The organism is Heyndrickxia shackletonii (assembly GCF_001420715.1).
GTDB lineage: Bacteria > Bacillota > Bacilli > Bacillales > Bacillaceae_C > Margalitia > Margalitia shackletonii.
Map to the genome: position 1 here is coordinate 677,039 of NZ_LJJC01000015.1, position 19,797 is coordinate 696,835.

Below are 19,797 nucleotides of genomic sequence, written 5' to 3' on the forward strand. Positions count from 1 at the left end.
TTTGGATTTCAATTTAAATACAAATTAATCTAAATTTTCACCTATGCTCAACCATAGTAATTCTTTCCTTTAACAAGAAAAAGACATAAAGCAGTATGGAGATAAAAACGGAAATTGCAGCAGCTTTATAAATACTGCTATAACCAAAAAGGTGTCCGATTTGGCCAAACACCATCGCACCTAGACCGACACCTAGATCAAAAAAGGAAAAGAATGTTGCGTTCGCCATACCTCTGCGGTTTATAGGAGCCTTTTCAATTGCCCATGCCTGCAAAGCAGGCTGAACGGAACCGAAGCCAAGACCATATAAGGCAGCTGCCGTAAAAAGAACTGCGCTATTTGGAAGCCACGCAAGTAAGACCATCGCTGCTAACACTAATAATGTCCCCGGAATGAACACAGCTTGATGCCCTTTGCGATCATATAATTGTCCTGCAAATGTTCTTGTTACCATTAACGCAAGCGCATATATAAGGAAATATACTTGTATTCCTTCTATATGCTTTTCAGCCGTGAATAAAGGGAGAAAAGACGCGATGCCTCCAAATGTAACGGTAATGAAAAATAATAATAAAGATGGTTTCAGTGCTCCTTTTTCATATAAATCTAGCTTCACTTTCTTCTTTTCCTGGTTCCGTTCTACTTTTTTGTAGTTAATTCTGGAAGAAAGCAGCAAAGCAACAAAACCTAATCCGGCACAAATGAAGAAAAAAGACTTGAAAGATAATATGTTCGGGTTGGCTAAAATTAGCCCAAGTGACGGACCGAATGCAAGTGCTAAATTCCCGGATAATCCGAAGTATCCCATTCCCTCTCCTCTTCTAGATGCCGGGATTAAATCGGTTGCGATTGTACCAGAAGCTGTAGTCGAGAATCCCCAGCCAACCCCTTGTATGACTCGCATGAGAAATAGCAAGGCGATACTCATTAAAAACCCAAATGATCCAACAGAGAGGACAAAAACAGCTAAGCCAATTAAATAAACAAAGCCTCTTCCCTTTGTTTCCAATAAATTTCCCGCAAACGGACGAAGAAGTAAAGAGGAAAAAGTAAAGATTCCAACAACGTAACCGATTAATTGATCATTCCCACCTAGATTTTCTACAAAAAGGGGAATCGTCGGAAGAGTCATTTGGAACCCGAGAAAGATAAAAAAGTTTGCAATTACAATTAGAATAAAATCCTTTGTCCATATCTTCTCTTTACGTCGTCCTTTTATCAGTTGTTCTTCCATATAATTCAAATGCTTCCTTTCTCAAAATAAAATAGATAGTTTACTAGAAACATGTTATAAGTATGTCTTATAAGTTGTAACGTAATGCTAATCTCAATACTACTGTAATATATTCGAGGGGAAATTACGAATATTTTAAATTATTCACCAGGAGAGGTTCGTTGGAAAAAATTTGTAGACAAAAAAAACTACCCATATTTTTATGGGTAGAGTCTTTCCTAAATTTTTTTCTGATTAAAAATTTGGCCGTATTCGCGTAAAATTTCAAGTTAATTTTGATTTAAGTATTCTGCAACATCCTTAGGTATTTTCATATTTAAGTTGATAAATGATACTTTAAGTGTCACGTAAGGTATATTTTTATATGTGATTAGCCTTGCCACTTCATTCAACTCTCGATTTTTCTCTTTTTCAGCAGGTTTTACGGTAGCTTCCTGCGAAAATATATACTCATACTGCTTTTTAGCTTCTTTAGGTAAAGCACCAGCATACTCCCATTTATCCATTCGCTGTTGCTTTATAAATGTTTTAACTTCCTCTTTTTTTGTAATTGTACGCACCACTGTACCGCTATCTTCAGACTTCATCTCAATCTTTTGGGCTTTTGTCAAAGTTTGAATACTGTCCTGTAAATTTTCTCGTTTTGTTTCTGAACCTTGTGAATTATTACTAGAATCACATCCAGCAAGTACGAGTGTAATAACCATAACTATCGATACAACAAATCTTTTCACTATTACCCACCATTCCTTTTTAGATTTCTCTATAATCATTATTATTTTGTTATTAGTTAGGATACTCAGTTAAGACAGATGGAGTATTTCCGCATATTACCTTATACACCTATATATTACATCATATCAATAACCTATATCACTTTATAACGAGCGAAAGAAGTAAATAATATTAAGACCTAAGCCTTAGTTCTTCTGAAAAAAGGATTAAAATCAATATGCCTCCAATAAAGGATTTTACATTGGAGGCATATTGATTATATTTCATTTAAATTAAAGTAATGAAACCAGGCAGAGATACATAGACATTAATATTTAAATTATTTCCGAATTCCACATAAGAGAGAGTCGAACATTTTTATATAATAACTTCAACTGGAAACAAAACCAGAGAACTTCCACAGTTATTCTTTTCCACAAGCAATACAACGTATATCCGAATCATCTTTCCCATACATACGAATTTCTTTTTGTGTTCCACAACCCCTGCAAATATGAACTTCAATTTGCGGAACTTCTCCTTTTTCTGCGGCAGGCACCCATTCCTTCTCATATAATGTCTTGCTCATCCCGTAATCTATCAATACTAACTCCTGCTTTTCATTGATCCCATAATTGCTGCTATCCTTGATATCAAATACATCCCATTCATTATCCAATACTTCAATGCATTCATCATAATGGATTGGAAACGTCCAATAACCACTGCGTTCGTGAATGTCAAAGGTTTGATTATCATACATTGGAACTTCCTGATAATATTGTTGAATGCATACTTCTTTATCTACATAAAAAACCGGGGAAAAGATATGTGCATACTTAGTTTGTTTAATATATTGATATATTTCAAGTTCTCTTAAAGATTGCAAATATCCAATATGGTTTAAATGCACTTTTATGACATATTCATTAAATCGATACACTTTTCTTGTTGATCCTAAACCAATAAAGTTTTCTTTTGTGCAAAGGGAATGCCAATTCTCGATAAAATCTAGTAAATCTATTCCGTTCATTTTGATACCTCTCGTATAATAAGTAAATCCTCTAAAGACCGGATATGACTCTAAGAATTAATCATTATCCAGATCCTTATCTAAAAAGGATGGCTTTTTAATTTCTTTAATCCCCAGCTTTTCCTTTATTTCCGATAAATCTCTTACTATTGCTTGTGTATTAATACATGCAACAATAGATGCAATTGCTGCCAAAACAGCAACAATTAGTAGTATAACTATCAATATATGATCCTCCTTTTGTATGTATTTCAATTATGAAAGTAAAACTCTTATCAAATAATAGGGCTCAAAGGCTTTAAACCGGAGAAATGAATATCTCTTGCGGACATAGAATCCGTTATTTTTAATGAATCCCTCCATTTAAAGGAATTAGCGGACACTGTGTACGTTTTTAATACTTCTCTGATTAACCACAATTTTCCTTTATAAGCATACAAAAAAAGCTGCCAAATTGACAGCTATATATTTTTGAAGGTTCAATTAACCGTTATTCCCTTTCCATGAGTCTTTCAATGGAACTATCCTATTAAAGATAAGTTTTTTATCCGTTGAATATTTATCAACACAAAAATATCCGTGGCGAATAAATTGAAATTTCTCTTCCACTTTGGCCTCTTTAATAGATGGTTCAATAATTGAGTCCTTCATTACCACTTTGGAATTCGGGTTAATTTTTTCCTCCCATGTTTTTTCGGTGTCCCTTACAATCTCTTCATTTTCGAATAATTTATCGAACAGATGAACCTCCGCTTTTACCCCATGACTAGCAGAAACCCAGTGAATCGTTCCTTTCACCTTTCTTCCTGTAAACCCAGTACCGCTTTTTGTCATTGGATCATAGGTGCATCGCAGTTCTAGTACTTCTCCTGTTTTTCCATCTTTTATAACCTCATTACACTTGATGAAATAAGCACCTTTTAAACGAACTTCTGAATGTAGAGACAATCTTTTAAACCCTTTCGTCGGTACCTCCATAAAATCTTCTTTTTCAATGTAAATTACGTTTGAAAAAGGAACCTCTCTGCTCCCCAATGCGGCATTTTCCATATTATTTTCAATAGATAATAATTCTGTTTTTGCCTCGTCATAATTTGTAATCGTAACCTTTAAAGGATTTAAAACCGCCATAATCGTTTTAGCCTTGGGTTTTAAGTCGCTGCGCAAGGACTGATCCAGCATAGCATAATCAATAGTACTTCGATGTTTAACAAAACCCATTTCATGGACAAAAATTCGTATGCTCTCTGGTGTAATCCCTCTTCTTCTTAACCCGCGTAGTGTCGGTAATCTCGGGTCATCCCATCCATCCACAAAATGGCCCGCTACTAGTTCCCGCAAATATCTCTTACTTGTAACAACACCCGTTAAGTTAACTCTGCCAAATTCTCGTTGTTTAGGCGGCTCCTTGATTTCTAATTCGTTTAAAACCCACTCATAGAGAGGCCGGTGATCCTTGAACTCGATGGAACATAAGGAGTGAGTGACTCCTTCTATCGCATCTTGTATTGGATGAGCAAAATCATACATTGGGTATATACACCATTCGTTACCTGTTCGATAATGGGCTGCGTGAATGATTCTGTAAAGGACTGGATCTCTAAAATTCATATTTGGTGAAGCCATATCTATTATCGCACGCAATACCATAGAACCCGTTGGAAATTCACCGTTTTTCATTTTCAAAAATAAATCCAAGTTTTCCTCCACAGATCGATTTCTATAAGGACTGTTTCTTCCAGGTTCTGTTAAAGTCCCCCTGTATTCTGTCATCTCTTCCGGTGATAACTCACAAACATATGCCTTACCCTTTTTTATTAATTGAATAGCTGCATTAAAAATTTCCTTTGTATAGTCAGAACCGTAAAATATTCGCTGATCAGGGGAATAGCCCAGCCAATTAATATCTTCAATAATTGCCTTTACATACTCGCTGTCTTCTTTTAAAGGATTTGTATCATCAAAACGAAGATTAAAATTTCCATTATATTTTCTTGCCATCATATAGTTCATATGAATGGCATATGCATTCCCAATATGAAGGTATCCATTTGGTTCAGGAGGAAACCTGGTACAAATTTCTCTTTTAAATGCCTGATTCTTTATATCCTCTTCCATTAGCTTATCAATGTAGTTATTGAAAAATAGCCCATTTTCTTCACCCATTTTTAAATCCTCCTTCATAAATTTTTTAACGGACCGAAATCTTCACTGAATGGCCCGAAGTTCTCTCCAAATGGACCGAGTTTTGCTGCAAACGGACCCAAGTTAGCATGGAATAGCTCATTTCAGCACTAAAGACCTAACACTGTAAGTTTCTAAAACAAAAAAATCCCACCCCCAAGACCACTAAAAGCCTTGGGGCGAGATTTGTATCGCGGTGCCACCCCAGTTTATTAATATGTCGCCATATTAACCTCTTCAGGTACGGTATTCAAAAACAATACTTATACCCTAGCTCTATAACAGGAGCTCCCGTCACACTATCCCTATGAATAGTTCCAATGTGATGCTCAGAGGCTTGGTTCAATAAATCAATCTTACTCCTTTTCAGCAACCGGAGCTCTCTGTAAAGAATGGATTTTATCTACTCTTCTCTTCATCGCAAATATCAAATAAATTTTTCCTATGATAACAATTTAGATGAATTTTGTAAAGAGATATTATAGGTATTGCCAAAAGAAGGACTAATGATTAATCATACAGAATATCAATTTAAAGCGGAAATATAGATGTCCTAGCTTATGCAGGGTGTTCTTCATGATTAATGAGATAAAAATCCGGCTTTTTGAACATAAGCTGCAATATAGGGGGACAGAAACTTGAACAAATACGGTAATGAATTATTTAAAGGTGCAGCACCATATTATTCAAAATACAGACCAATATATCCTTCTTCTCTTATTAGATACCTGGTCGATAAATTTTCTTTAAATGGAGAGCAACAGCTGCTTGATTTAGGATGTGGTACAGGGCATCTGACAATTAGATTTTCCGATTGGTGTAAAAAAATCGTTGGAATCGACAGGGAATCAGAAATGATTGAGGAAGCTAGGCGTGTCCATCAAGAGATAAGAATCGGTAATATAGATTGGTATATCGGAACATTAGAAAAATATAAACAAGAACAAAACGAGAAGTTTCACCTAGTAACAATAGCAAAAGCATTCCATTGGATGGACCGTTCTAAGATTTTAGAAGAATTATACGAAATGGTTACGGATAGCGGCGGTGTTGCGATTATAGATAATTATGAACCTGAGAAAAAGCTGGAACCATGGCAAAATCGACTAAATAAGGTAATAGAAAAATGGTATGGACAAGATAGAAGGGCTGGAAATAGCATCTATACACACCCTACCATGAGCCATGAAGAAGTATTATCCAATTCAAACTTTAACTTAGAAATTCACCATTTACCTACATATGAAATAACATGGACGATTGATTCCATACTCGGAAACCTTTATTCTACCTCCTATGGCTCAAAACGATTTCTTGGCGATAATATTGTGCTGTTTGAGAGGGAACTTAGAGAAGCATTACTAAATCTGAATCAATCTGGGGAGTTTAAAGAAAAACTGAATCTATCAGTGAAGCTTGGTCTCAAATAATCATTGGTTTTATTTCAATGGGTGCTTTCATTTCTCACAACAACGAAGACTCCATATAATCAAGAAAAGCACCCTTATCTCCCCAAGAAACTTTCCTGGTTTTAGATGGACAAAAAAATTACATGCTTATTACTTTGGATTAGGATTATTATTTATTAATATTACCATCAAAGCTGTGTAACCTAAAACGAACAATAAGATGGCTGCATTACCAATTAATGCAATCCATCGTATCTTAGGTTTTTTGATTAAAAATAAAGTTACAATTCCTAAAAACAGAAGAAGACATGCAGGACCTAGGTTATTAACCCAAAAGAAGATATACCTAAATGAATTCCATATAAAGACATATCTTATTTTCATTAAAATCACTAATAATAGAGACAATGATAGAAATACAAAAGAATAATAGTTGTTTAACTTCTTCATTTCAGACTCCTTCCTTAGATGCTTTAGTCCCATTAGCTTAATAAATTTCAGCAATACGAACAATTTTTTGAATAACGGAATTAACTTCTTCGTTATTTTTAATTACAAATAAACAGTCCGCTTCACCTTCAATTGGATCAACTACATCTTCTTTTAAAGATTCAGCCTGTTGCCGTATAAGCACTTCTTCAAAATTTGTATATGCCCCCCTAAATATATTCGTACTTCTTTGACTTTGAGTAATTCTTTTTTGAAGAACATGGTCGGGAATATCAAAATGAACCAGGATACGGACAAACTCTTCAGTATTAAACAACTCTTCAAGCAAATACAATCGTCCTTTTCTACTTCGGTTTGAGTTGCAAATAATAAAGTGAAAATCTGTATGTTCTTTGGCATAATTGACAATTAGCTTTGAGAGAGAATGCTTAAGAGTATTCGGTCCTTGTTTTGGTTGTAAGTTCTTATAATATTTATTAATAAATTCAGCATGGTTATCTTGGTCCATAACAAATGAGTTACTTAACTGTTTTTCTAAAGCATTTGCAAATGTTGTTTTTCCAGAATGAGTTTTACCCACTGTAATAATTACTAGCCTCTTCATCGCTTCAACTCCTCTAGCTATTTCTTCCTTGAATACTACTTTTCCTGTCGATAAAACCGTTCCCCAGTTTTCTCATTATAATAAACCCTAGTTTTTTCTCCAGTCACAGGGTCAATATTTACTTCCTCGGTTGCCTTGAAACCGGGAGGAACCTTTGCTCCGTGATTCCGCTTAAATCTTTTATCGTAAATAAAATAACCTAGTAAAATGCAAATAATTACTGCAATAATTTCTATTGCATAAATCCCTGCGATGTATTTCATTGTAGCTGTTCTACCACGACCGCTGTTCCATATGCGACGATTTCACTCATGTTTTTACCAATTTCACCGGAATCAAACCGCATCATGATGATTGCATTTGCACCCATTTGGTTGGCATTGATAATCATGCGGTCTAAAGCTTCTTTTCTTGAATCCTCCAACATCGCAGTATATTGTTTAATTTCTCCGCCTACAAGGGATTTTAAGCCGGCCGCAATATCACCTCCAAGTCCCCTGCTTCTTACGATCAGTCCGAATACCGGGCCTTTTACTTCTACAATTTTATAGCCTGAAATATTTTCTGTTGTTACTACAATCACCTTAGTCACCTCTTCATTAATATTATTTTTTATAATCTGTGGAATTTCCCGTTCTTTGCGCGAGTCCATTCCGCAATGAATTCTTCTATCGATTGATATCGATTTGATCTATCATTACTTACCGCTTTCTTTGCAACCTCAAATAACACCTTGTCTGCATTCCATTTTTGAAAAGTTTTTTCTGCTGCATCTCCTAATAATGCAAATGCCGTTGCCCCCATCAAATAAACATTGGTAACCTCATCGATAACAGCATTTTTTTCAAATTCTTCCGGAGACATGAATCTCGATGATCCCCACATTCTCCCCATAGAATTTATGTAAGGCATCTTTGAATAAGAATCAATATCGCAGATAATTGTCTTCTTGTTAGTAAAATCGTACATGATGCTACCATCATAGAAATCTATAGCGACATAACCCTTCTCAGATACAAATTGATGAAAGACAAGAATTTCTTTAAATATATGTATCCTATCATCAACCGGCAATTCAAAAAACTTATCCCTTGCATCATATTGTTTGCCCATACATTCAGCATCTGTCCATTCAAAGATGGTTGCATAACCATTACCTATATTCTCACCCTTGATAAAGAACACCAAATTTTTATGTCTTAAATCCTCATATACCTTACAGGCAGCTTTTAGCCCTGATATTGCATCCTGTGGAGCTCCTTTAAATCGAACTGGTTTAGCACCAGCAAATTTTACAAATAACTTTTTGCCTTTATTTTGCACTCCAAAACAAATACAGCCGGAATCCTGTTTATCAAAAACCCGAAAGACTTTCCCGTATGATGATAAAAAGGACATATCAAAGGGTTCCTGCAACTCATAGTTTATACCGTCTATATTTTGGACTATCAATGCTACTCGCCTCGCATTCTATGATCCTTCTAAACTTCACTACTGATTATATCTGAAATATTTGAATTTTTACAAGTTACCTTTCCATTTATTTCATAAAAAAAATAGTCTTATTAGCAAGAGATTGATAATGTTTAAAAGTACTATAGGATTTTGAATGCTATGGCTGTTTTAGTAGCTTGTAAAGGACATGTTGAATAGGTTATTACTAGAAGTGGGTCTTTTGAACGCTTATAAAGGACATCTGGATACGGATTCTGCTTGAAGTTGGTCTTTGAACGCTTATAAAGGATATCTTAACACGGTTTTTACTGGAAATTGGCCTTTTGAATACCTGTATAAGACAACACCACTTTCGAAAATTTGACGTAAGTATAAAATAAGAAAAAATCATAAGATCCTAGGGTACTAAAAAGACTTAATAGTTCACAATTTAATATTTCCTAGTAAACCATAAAAAAAAGCCAACTTCATGTTGGCTAAATCAACGGTCATATATCCCCATCCTATTATGGGACTGCCCCCTGCTTAACATTTCACTTTGTGGGAACGGGGAAGTATTTTTTGTTTTTTCTTCGTTTCCAAACAATAAGTAAGCTAATAACTAAAAAGATTAAAAGGATAATAAGAAGGACTAAAAGAAACCACATGCCATTTCTAATCCCCCTTTCCTAACATTAATTTTCTATCTATAAAGCACTTACCTTATAAAAACAACCGAACAAGCTAAAAATTAATATTAATGTTTACCCTTATTATCTTTATGCTTTGGACCATGTTTCGGTTTGGGTCCGTGATTAGGTTTTGGTCCATGTTTAGGCTTTGGCCCTTCATGTTTATGTTTATTTTCTTTTTTCTTTTCATCTTTTTGTTTTTTATTATTCGTTTTTTGAGGGACTGGAGGCGGAACATACTCTCCACCTTTAATGTATAATTCATTATTTTCTCTAAACACATCATTAGGTTGCTTAAAACTGCTTCTATCGGTGCCGAATGCTTGCATCATATTTTTAAACATTAACTGAGAGACTTTAGTAGTATCTCCCATCATATAATTGCCTGGACCATTTTTCGCATATCCAGTCCATACCGCCATTGTATATTGTGGTGTATATCCAACCATCCAGCTATCATTTGTCGCATTGGACGGATACCCGTATTTTGCAATTGTTTTATCATCAAAATTGGTTGTCCCCGTTTTTCCAGCAACATCTAACCCAGGAATATTAGCTGTTGTTCCGGTACCGGATTTTACAACTGTCCTTAGCATATCTGTTACAAGATAGGCGGTGTAATCTTGCATGGCAATTTCCGGTTTAGGGTTAAAATTTACCACCTTCCCATCAGGAAAAACAACCTTTTGGACAAAATGAGGTGTATTATATATTCCGTTATTTCCAAACGCACTGTATGCCCCTGCCATCTCTAGCGGATTTACCGTATTACTTCCAATTGCATATGATTCGTAAACGGTATTATCCTTAAAGGCAATACCCAGTTTTTCCGCAAAATTTTGTGCCTTTGTCATCCCCACATCACGAAGTGTTAGGAGAGCAGGAATATTGTAAGACCACTGAAGTGCTTTCCTTATAGATAAATTCCCATGATATTGATGATCCCAGTTTGAAATTTGCTGACCAGTTGTATACGTCGTTGGTTGATCATTAATTTGATGCGCTGTAGACCATTTTAAATTTTCAATAGCCGGACCATAATCAAAAATTGGCTTAAAAGAAGATCCAGGTTGACGGCTAATATCAATTGCAAAGTTATTTCCTTTAAAGGATGCTTTATAATCATTTCTGCCGCTTCCAATTGCCCGTACTTCTCCCGTTTTTGTATCTAAAAATACAAACGCTCCCTGAAAACGATCATTCGGATAAGAAATAATTGTATTAGTGTTCATCATTTTATCCGCATAATCTTGTGCTTTTGTATCTAAAGTTGTGTATATAGATAATCCATCCGAAGTGATGTCTACATTCTTTAGTTTCCCTTCCACTTCTTTTACAACAGCATCCAAAAACGCTTCATACGGCATGCCTTGGTTTTTCCTTTTCGGCAAAAGTCCTGCTGTAACTGGAACTTTTTTCGCCTCATTCATTTGCTTTTTAGTAATATATCCTTGCTTATTCATAGCGCTTAGGACGACATTACGGCGATTCGTAGCTTCTTCCCTGTTCCCCGGGATAGTTGGATCGTAATTACTCGGACTTTGCGGCAACCCCGCTAACATCGCGATCTCTGGAAGTGTCAATTGTTTTAAATGATCGGAATCGACTCCGTAATAGGTCTTTGCAGCAGCAGCCACACCATAAGCTCCATCTCCAAGGTAGATTTTATTCAGATACATCATTAATATTTGTTGTTTCGAATACTTTTTCTCCAATTGATAGGCTAAGTCCCATTCCTGTACTTTTCGCTTGATTGTTTTTTCAGGAGTCAAAAAGGAATTTTTAATCACTTGCTGAGTAATCGTACTCCCGCCTTGCGAACCAAAATGCCCAGTAAGATTCTCCAATATGGCTCTGGCTGTTCCTTTTATATCAACCCCATGGTGTTCATAAAAACGGGTATCCTCTGTGGCTATGAATGCCTCTTCCAACATTTTAGGAACTTGGGAATACGTAATTTCCGTTCGCCTTTCTTTCCCATATTCGTAAAGAAAATTACCATCCTTATCGTAAAATTTAGTAGAAAGCGGGACTACTAGTTTCGAAGGATCTAATTTTGGCGTTTCCTTCATCATTTTAGCCAATGCAGCGGTGCCTATTCCAACAGAAACCACAGCAAGAAGAAAACAAGCAATAATTACTTTTTTCAACAAGGATGCTTTTTTCTTTGATTTATTTCTTCTTTCCTGTTTTTGTTTTGCCTTTTCCGCTTGTTTACGTTCATGGCGATAACGATACGATTCTTCTGACATATTTAAACTCTCCTATGTTAAAGAATTATATTTTATTAATTAAACATTACTCACACTATTTATAGTCATTCGTAAATAAAATATTTTTATGGGGGCAGTGAAGTTTTTAGGGAGTAAATACGGCGAAGAAATGAGGCATATTTATGTTAGTCGCGTGTACATATTCATGTGTGGAAAACATGAAAAATGTTAAAAAAGTACAGGTTTTGAGTAAAAGGAGAGGCAGCACTTCATTGGATCAGAAGGGGCGGTTTGAATAATAGAAAAATAGGCACTTTCATTAAATTAGCCTGCATATTTTAATGCGGGTCTAATGAAAGTGTCCATTTCCAAATTCCATTCTTTTGTTTTATACAGTTAAAAGCAATTAATAATCTCTACACATCTCTAGGTGGCCTTCGATTACGCATGATTCGTAAACTCATAGAAATAAGTGCGAACAGTAGAAATAACAATAAGAAAAAAACAACCATTATTAGCATTACCTGACTAGGATGATAATGGTCCATCATATATCCCAGCAGAAATGGGAAAACCGCCCCTCCGATTCCAGCAAATGCAGTAACTGCGCTAGTTACTATCCTCTCCATTCCAGGAAATGTATGATTTGCATAAACCATCGTAATGCTATAGAGCGCGCTCATCCCTAATCCAAGCCCAAATACTAGTATGTAAGAGACTCCAATAGTATTAAATCTTGTCATGAGGAAGATGAAAAGGATTCCCATTAAAATGCTGCCTAACAAATACCGTTCGTAGCTTACGCGTCGTACAATCCATCCAATCATAAGGCGCCCGCAAAGCATAGCAATCCAAAAAAACGTTGTACTGAGCGAGGCAATATAGGAGGTGGAATTCATATTAACCGTAAAAATAGTCGGAAGGAAACTGTTCAGACTCCCTTCAATCCCAACATAAACAAATATCATCAACAGAAACAGCATAAGGATGGTGTATTTGGAAATTTTCCTCTTGAAAACAGGTGCCTCTGCCATTGGTGCATCCATATCACCCTCCTCATCCTCCGTAGGTTTTAGCGAGATGGACACTGTTTGCCAAACAATGGCCAGAAACAAAGCGAATCCGCTGACAATTAATGCAGAAAACCTCCACCAGTCTAGTGCAATGAGAACACTTTCGATTGCTGGCATACAAAGAGCTCCCAAACCGAATGCCACCTCCAAGCGGCTCATATAGATGGCTCTTCTCCCAACAAAAAGTTCCATAACATACGAGGCAACTGCAGTCTCAAGACTTGATGCACCAATTCCGTTTAATATTACGAAGACTGCAAGCCAAGAATAGGTTGGTAAAAATAAAATACCCAGTTGTGCCAGAACAACAGTAAGTGCGGCACCAGTAAGAACAACTCTATAACTGTATCTGTTCATACAACTTGCAGCAAGAGGTACTCCCAAGATAAACCCAATCGATTGAAGTAGGATTAATAACCCGCCTGATGTATAGGAAATGTGATAATAGGAAAGCAACTCAGGAAGAATTGCACCAAAAAATACACTCGTCATGCCACCTAAGAAGTACATTCCATATGATGCCCAAAGAAAACGTTTCAACCTTACATCCCCTTTAATAATTTTGAAGGATCCTTATCTGCAAAAAATTCCTTTTACCTTTTTGTTACATTGAATTTATGTATTGTGGAATTAGACATTCCGAACCTCCAAATATCTACATTGGTTTTTACTCCATTCGACAAATAGTGAGGATCCTCCTGCTTTCAATTGGAATTTTTTCCATCCAAAAAAGTTTTTGTTTGATTTTTATAGTTTTTTATTACCAAACTATATTTATGAGAACAATGTTCCTTTAAGTCTATTAGAAAAAGAAAAGACGAGCATTTACCCGTCTTAATTTATCTGTTTTGTTTTAATTTCCTTTGTTACTTTTATTCATTCCGTAATTGTCTTAACAATTGGAAAATCTGTCCTCTATGATGTGCTTCATGTTCAATCAAATGGTACACAACCCATTCAGGTGTGACGTCATATTGTTCCAACACCCTCGGTTTGCGCCAATCTGCTAGATCCATTGAACGAAAGTGTGAAAGGAAAACTTCACGCACCTTATTAAGACGATTGAAATGCTCCTGAATACTTTGTCCCTCTACATGCGCCAATGATCCGTCTTCGGAGCGGTGTTCTTCCGGAAATAACGATTGTATTTCAGGATCCCAGTCAGAACCGAGAACTTCAACATATAACCAGTCCGCCTCAATCAAGGCAATATGGTATAAAAGGGAGCCAATGGTTTGTCTCCCATCGATTTTCGTATCAAGTAATTCTCGACTGATTCCCTTCATTTCAGCAATAAGGGTGCGCCTAACATCTTCTAAACACCATAACATTCGACCGATTTCTTCCTCATATCCTGGCAAAGCACTTATCTTTAAAGATCTTTTCCCCAACGAATTCATCCTCCTGTATTTTCAATATTTACTTATTGCATTAAAGCCATGATGACAGCTTCATCCATGGTTCCATTTAATAATTGGTAATGTTGGATTGAAACCTAGAATAGTATTGCAAGTTTTCTATTTTACTAACATTCGTGTTTGTGCTTTTAAAACCCTCTAATGCTAAAATGAATTTTTTTCAATTTAAATTAATTCTTGTTTCTCTATATCATTTTCATATTCCTTATCGGAAGGAACGAAAACCTGTATTCCAGTTTTTCGTTCCTTCCCCACAATTTTTCTGAGTTTCAATCTAAAAAATTTAGTTCCCCATTCTTTTAAATCATTTAGTAAAACCAATTCCAAACACAAAAAAGCTGGAGTAAATAACCCCAGCTTCCAAAACTACTTTACTTTTTATCCCCACCAAGACATCTCAAACTATTCAATATAACTAATATTGTACTTCCTTCATGCCCAACAACCCCTAAAGGGAGATTAAGAAATTCAAAGAAGTTGGATGCAATTAAGATTACGATAACACTAATAGAAAAAATGACGTTTTGCTTGATAATTCGATTCATTTTTCTCGATAAGCGAATGGCTTCTGCTATCCGAGAAAGATCATTTTTCATCAGGACGACATCCGCAGTTTCCATTGCTACGTCACTGCCTTCCCCCATTGCAATCCCAACATTGGCTGTTGCAAGGGCAGGAGCATCGTTAACGCCATCCCCTACCATGGCCACCATTCCGTACTGTTCTTTTACCTTTTTTAAAGACGATACTTTCGTTTCTGGCAAACATTCCGCAATGTAAGTGTCAATTTGTGATTGTGCGGCAATGTTTTTTGCGGTCGTTTCGCTATCCCCAGTCAGCATAATCGTTCGAATTCCTTCATTTTTCAATTCTAATAACGCATTTTTCGTTTCGTCGCGTACAATATCCTGTAGGGCAATTGCCGCAGCTATTCCGGATGAATCCTTCACAAAAACAACGGTTTTCCCTTCATTTTCAAGCTTTTCTGCAACACCGTTTTCAAAATTATGAGCTTCCTTGCTGCCAACAAAATCCTTTTTGCCAATCAACCATTCTTGGTTATTTAACTTGGCTTTCATTCCCCATCCCGGTACATCTTCCACTTGTTCAGGCTGCAAGAGGCTATCATTATTTTTAGCTTTCCAATATTGAACAATCGCCAAAGCCAATGGATGGTTTGATTGATTTTCAATCGATGCTGCAAAGTGTAATAAATTTCGCTCATTCTGATCTTGACGAACAATTATATCTGTTACTTCCGGTTTCCCTTTTGTTAAAGTACCAGTTTTGTCAAAGGCAATTGCTTTTACATGACTTAATCCTTCAATATGAACCCCGCCTTTAAACAAAATTCCCTTTCTCGCACCATTCGATATGGCGGATAGGGTAGCAGGCATTATAGAGGCAACAAGCGCACAAGGGGACGCAACTACTAATAAAATCATTGCCCGATAAAATGTTGTATTCCAGTTCCATCCAAACACAAGATGTGGGATGAACATCATTAATATAACAACGAGGAGTACGACTTTGACATATGTGCCCTCGAAACGTTCAATAAATAACTGTGAGGGTGATTTTTCACTTTGAGCAGACTGTACTAATTGAATAATTTTATTAAAAACTGTTTCATTTGCATGTCTTGTCACTTCTACCGTAACAGATCCGTTCAAATTTATCGTTCCTGCAAAAACCTCTGCACCGCTTCCTTTTGTTACCGGAATAGATTCGCCAGAGATGGTAGACTCATCAATCGTCGTAGTTCCATGTGCAATTTTTCCGTCCGCAGGAACTCTTTCGCCAGGTTTGACTAAAATAATATCCCCTACCTGCAACAGTGAAACATGGACTTTTTCCTCGCGGCCGTGCACAACACGGATTGCTGTTTCAGGCTGTATTTCTAATAAGGAAGAGATTTCCTTTTTACTTTTATTCGTTGTATACGTTTCAAGTGCCCCGCTTAATGAAAAGATAAAAATGAGCATTGCACCTTCTGCCCAGTAGCCAATAATAGCAGAACCAATAGCCGCAAAAAACATGAGCAACTCGACATTTAAATCTTTATTTTTAATGGTTTCCTCGATACCTTCTTTTGCTTTAGCATAGCCGCCAATAATAAAAGCAGCAAGATAAAAAGCAATCGAAACCGATTCATGATTCCATTTTGACACCAGCCATGCAGTCACAATTAATACACCGCTTAATATGGCTGCAATTAATTCAATATGCACAAAAATCTTTTCAAATCTTGGAGCAGAAGAAGCTAAAACCTTTTCGTTATTCGTTGTTGCCAGTTGACCTTGTGACATGACGACACCTCCTTATTGAATTGACAAAAAATAGATTTACACTTTCATATATAAACAACTTATTTATAATAATTATTATATAATATATACTACATATAGATAACTGAAATGTCAACCTTAATTGAGAATTTTATTTTCTAATTGAGAATAATTATTAATATCATTCCTATATACTGTGATAACTATAATCATTATCAATAATAGTAAATGATAATTATTATTATTTATATTTGGTACAACAATTCAGCTTGGCCCCTTTTTAAGAGAAAAAATTTCCACAAATTTAAAGAATTGTTTGACATCCCATTTTACCCTTGTTATAATTCACAACAATAAAAGCACACAAATTCGTTGACGAGAAAAAGTAGCGTTTCGTCTTGATCCACAGAGAGCTGACATTTCGGTGCAAGTCAGTGTTCGAGTGTTACGTGAAAATCCTCTCTGAGAAGTTAGGCTGAAATAGATAGTAAGTCTAACCGGGCGTCTACCGTTACAAGGAACACGTATGATTGTACGTTGCTAAGTGCTATTGAGCGGATCAATAGAATTAGGGTGGTATCGCGGTTAACCCCGTCCCTTACATTTGGGACGGGGTTATTTGTGTGCTTTTAAAAAATGGAATAGGAGCGATATCGATGAACTCTAATAAAAAAGTTGTCCAGCGAGAGAAAAAGATCCGACAATACTGGGCAGAAGCGAATACTTTTAAACAATCGATTCAATTAAGAGAAGGCAAAACGCCTTTTGTTTTTTACGAAGGACCACCAACTGCAAACGGTCTTCCTCATGTAGGGCACGCCTTTGGGCGAACCATTAAAGATGTTGTAGCCCGCTTTAAAACAATGAAGGGATTCCAAGTGGAAAGAAAAGCCGGTTGGGATACACATGGTCTTCCTGTTGAACTTGGTGTGGAAAAGCAGCTTGGCATCTCCGGAAAACAAGACATCGAACGCTATGGTGTGGAATCTTTCATCAATAAATGTAAGGAGAGCGTGTTTGCGTATGAAAAAATATGGCGCTCCTTCACAGAAGAATTAGGCTATTGGGTGGATATGGACAGTCCTTATCTAACACTTAGCAACGAATATATCGAAAGTGTCTGGCACATTTTAAGCAGGGTGCACAAGAATGGACTATTATACAAAGGTCATCGTGTATCTCCATACTGCCCTAGCTGTCAAACCTCTTTAAGTACACACGAAGTAGCACAAGGCTATAAAAATGTGAAAGATTTATCAGCGACGGTAAAATTTAAACGTCTTGATGCGGAAAATGAATACTTTTTAGGATGGACCACTACACCATGGACATTACCCGCAAATGTTGCCCTAGCAATGAATCCTTCCTTAACGTATGTTCGTGCCCAAAAGGAAGATGAAATTTACATTGTGGCAAAATCATTAGTAAACAAAGTGCTCGGAGATCGGGTAAACATTTTGAGCGAGCATAGTGGCAAGGAGTTCGCCGGTACACATTATGACCCACCATTTCATTATATAAAGGTTGAAAAAGGTCATTTTGTTGTATTAGCTGATTTTGTTACAGAAGAAAGCGGTACAGGAATTGTTCACATTGCACCGGCTTACGGGGAAGATGATTATAAACTAGTTCAACAAAACGGTCTCTCCTTTGTCAATGTTGTTGACCAACGAGGATGCTATACACCTGATGTTGTAGCGCTTGCCGGAAAGTTTGTGAAAGATTGTGACGTTGAGATTATTAAAATGCTTGCTGAACTAGGTACTCTTTTCCATAAAGAAAAGTATGAGCATAGCTATCCGCATTGCTGGAGATGCGACTCTCCTTTACTTTACTACGCAACAGACAGTTGGTTTATCAAGATGTCGGCATTAAAAGATAAAATGCTTACCAACAATGGTAAAGTTATTTGGTATCCAGATCATATTAAAGATGGTCGATTTGGTCGCTTCCTTGAAAATCTGTTGGATTGGAATATTAGTAGAAACCGATATTGGGGCACTCCATTAAATATATGGGTATGTACTCACTGTCATCACGAAGAAGCACCCGCCAGTATCAAGGAACTGCAAAATCTAGCGTCAAAGCCTATATCTGGTAATATCGAATTGCATAAACCATATATTGACGATGTACAATGCACTTGTCCAAAATGTAATAATACCATGCTGCGTACTCCAGAAGTGATTGATGTATGGTTCGATAGCGGCTCAATGCCTTTTGCGCAGCATCACTATCCTTTTGAAAATAAAAAAGCTTTTCAATCCCAATTTCCTGCGGATGTAGTTATCGAAGGAATTGACCAAACAAGAGGATTTTTCTACAGCCTCCTTGCTGTTTCCACATTATACACGGGGCAACCACCGTATAAAAATGTTTTGTCACTCGGGCATATCCTGGATGAACACGGTCAAAAAATGTCTAAAAGCAAAGGCAATGCTTTAGATCCGATTGAACTTATGTATGAATATGGTGCAGATGCTCTTCGATGGTCCTTCCTTGTTGATAGTTCACCATGGAACCCAAAACGATATTCAAAAAAGATTGTGCAGGATGCAAAGTCAAAATTGGTCGATACCTTAGACAATACCTATAAATTTTATGATATGTATACAAAAATAGATCATTTTGTATATGACGAACAAAAAACAGGCAAGAGGTCCATTCTGGATAAATGGATACTTTCACGACTGAATAGTACGGTTAAAGTCGTTAATAAATATATGGAACAATATCAATTTACCCAAGCAACACGAGAAATTGCCGCATTGGTCGATGAATTAAGCAATTGGTATATACGGCGATCAAGAAGTCGATTTTGGGCATCCGGATTTTCAGAGGATAAACGTGCAGCATATTCCACCCTATTCGAAGCACTTACGACGATTAGCCGATTATTAGCTCCATTTGTCCCTTATATTGCAGAGGATATCCATTTGAAGCTGCACCAAGAAAGTGTTCATTTGCAAAACTATCCAACAGCGAATACTTCCGTGATTCAATCTGATTTAGAAACAGACATGCAAACAGTTCTAAAAATAGTTGAACTAG

General features: G+C 36.4%; 15 protein-coding genes and 2 other annotated features (1 of these 17 running past the window's edge). Of the genes, 2 read left to right on the forward strand and 13 right to left on the reverse strand.

The genetic code is table 11. The features are described 5' to 3' along the window. Positions 1-37: 37 nt before the first annotated feature. The 5 genes from AN964_RS24970 to AN964_RS24985 form a co-directional block, all read right to left on the reverse strand. On the reverse strand, positions 38-1,234 hold the full coding sequence (locus AN964_RS24970) for an MFS transporter (RefSeq protein ID WP_055742477.1): 1,197 nt from the start codon (positions 1,232-1,234) through the stop codon (positions 38-40). Positions 1,235-1,503: 269 nt separating this feature from the next. After that, entirely contained in the window at positions 1,504-1,968 is a 465-nt protein-coding gene (locus AN964_RS24975; RefSeq protein ID WP_055742478.1) for a hypothetical protein, read from the reverse strand. A 404-nt stretch (positions 1,969-2,372) separates the two neighbouring features. Next, complete coding sequence (locus AN964_RS24980) at positions 2,373-2,981, reverse strand: hypothetical protein (protein ID WP_055742479.1); 609 nt, start codon at positions 2,979-2,981, stop codon at positions 2,373-2,375. A gap of 57 nt (positions 2,982-3,038) precedes the next feature. Further along, complete coding sequence (locus AN964_RS26585) at positions 3,039-3,206, reverse strand: hypothetical protein (RefSeq protein WP_161809324.1); 168 nt, start codon at positions 3,204-3,206, stop codon at positions 3,039-3,041. A 258-nt stretch (positions 3,207-3,464) separates the two neighbouring features. Further along, positions 3,465-5,147 carry a glutamine--tRNA ligase/YqeY domain fusion protein gene (locus AN964_RS24985; RefSeq protein ID WP_055742480.1) on the reverse strand — a complete coding sequence of 561 codons (1,683 nt, stop codon included), beginning with the start codon at positions 5,145-5,147 and terminating at the stop codon, positions 3,465-3,467. Between the two features lie 190 nt (positions 5,148-5,337). After that, positions 5,338-5,593: a binding site (T-box leader), on the reverse strand. 210 nt (positions 5,594-5,803) lie between these two features. Here AN964_RS24985 and AN964_RS24990 point away from each other — a divergent pair. Then, entirely contained in the window at positions 5,804-6,595 is a 792-nt protein-coding gene (locus AN964_RS24990; protein WP_055742481.1) for a class I SAM-dependent methyltransferase, read from the forward strand. Between the two features lie 466 nt (positions 6,596-7,061). Here the strand turns inward: AN964_RS24990 and AN964_RS25000 are convergent, their stop codons facing one another. The 8 genes from AN964_RS25000 to AN964_RS25035 form a co-directional block, all read right to left on the reverse strand. After that, a complete protein-coding gene (locus AN964_RS25000) occupies positions 7,062-7,628 on the reverse strand; it encodes an AAA family ATPase (protein ID WP_055742483.1) in 567 nt (188 codons plus the stop codon). A gap of 35 nt (positions 7,629-7,663) precedes the next feature. Next, entirely contained in the window at positions 7,664-7,891 is a 228-nt protein-coding gene (locus AN964_RS25005) for a hypothetical protein (RefSeq protein ID WP_055742484.1), read from the reverse strand. Then, positions 7,888-8,211 (reverse strand): YbjQ family protein, encoded by a 324-nt coding sequence (locus AN964_RS25010; protein WP_055742485.1) that lies wholly within the window; start codon positions 8,209-8,211, stop codon positions 7,888-7,890. Before AN964_RS25010 ends, AN964_RS25005 begins: the two co-directional genes overlap by 4 nt. A 29-nt stretch (positions 8,212-8,240) precedes the next feature. Next, positions 8,241-9,080: a serine/threonine protein kinase gene (locus tag AN964_RS25015; protein ID WP_055742486.1), complete on the reverse strand. Its 840-nt coding sequence runs from the start codon at positions 9,078-9,080 to the stop codon at positions 8,241-8,243. 739 nt (positions 9,081-9,819) lie between these two features. Beyond that, entirely contained in the window at positions 9,820-12,006 is a 2,187-nt protein-coding gene (locus tag AN964_RS25020) for a transglycosylase domain-containing protein (protein ID WP_083489554.1), read from the reverse strand. 377 nt (positions 12,007-12,383) lie between these two features. After that, entirely contained in the window at positions 12,384-13,580 is a 1,197-nt protein-coding gene (locus AN964_RS25025; protein WP_055742487.1) for an MFS transporter, read from the reverse strand. 332 nt (positions 13,581-13,912) lie between these two features. Next, positions 13,913-14,431 (reverse strand): DinB family protein, encoded by a 519-nt coding sequence (locus AN964_RS25030; RefSeq protein ID WP_055742488.1) that lies wholly within the window; start codon positions 14,429-14,431, stop codon positions 13,913-13,915. A gap of 398 nt (positions 14,432-14,829) precedes the next feature. Then, entirely contained in the window at positions 14,830-16,767 is a 1,938-nt protein-coding gene (locus tag AN964_RS25035; RefSeq protein WP_083489555.1) for a heavy metal translocating P-type ATPase, read from the reverse strand. 342 nt (positions 16,768-17,109) lie between these two features. After that, positions 17,110-17,348: a binding site (T-box leader), on the forward strand. 54 nt (positions 17,349-17,402) lie between these two features. Between AN964_RS25035 and ileS the strand changes: the two genes are divergently transcribed. Then, a protein-coding gene (ileS, locus tag AN964_RS25040) for an isoleucine--tRNA ligase (protein ID WP_055742489.1) crosses the window boundary here: on the forward strand, positions 17,403-19,797 show its 5' portion. Its footprint extends 692 nt past the window's final position; only the first 2,395 of its 3,087 coding nucleotides appear in the window; it begins with the start codon at positions 17,403-17,405; its stop codon lies off the right edge, out of view.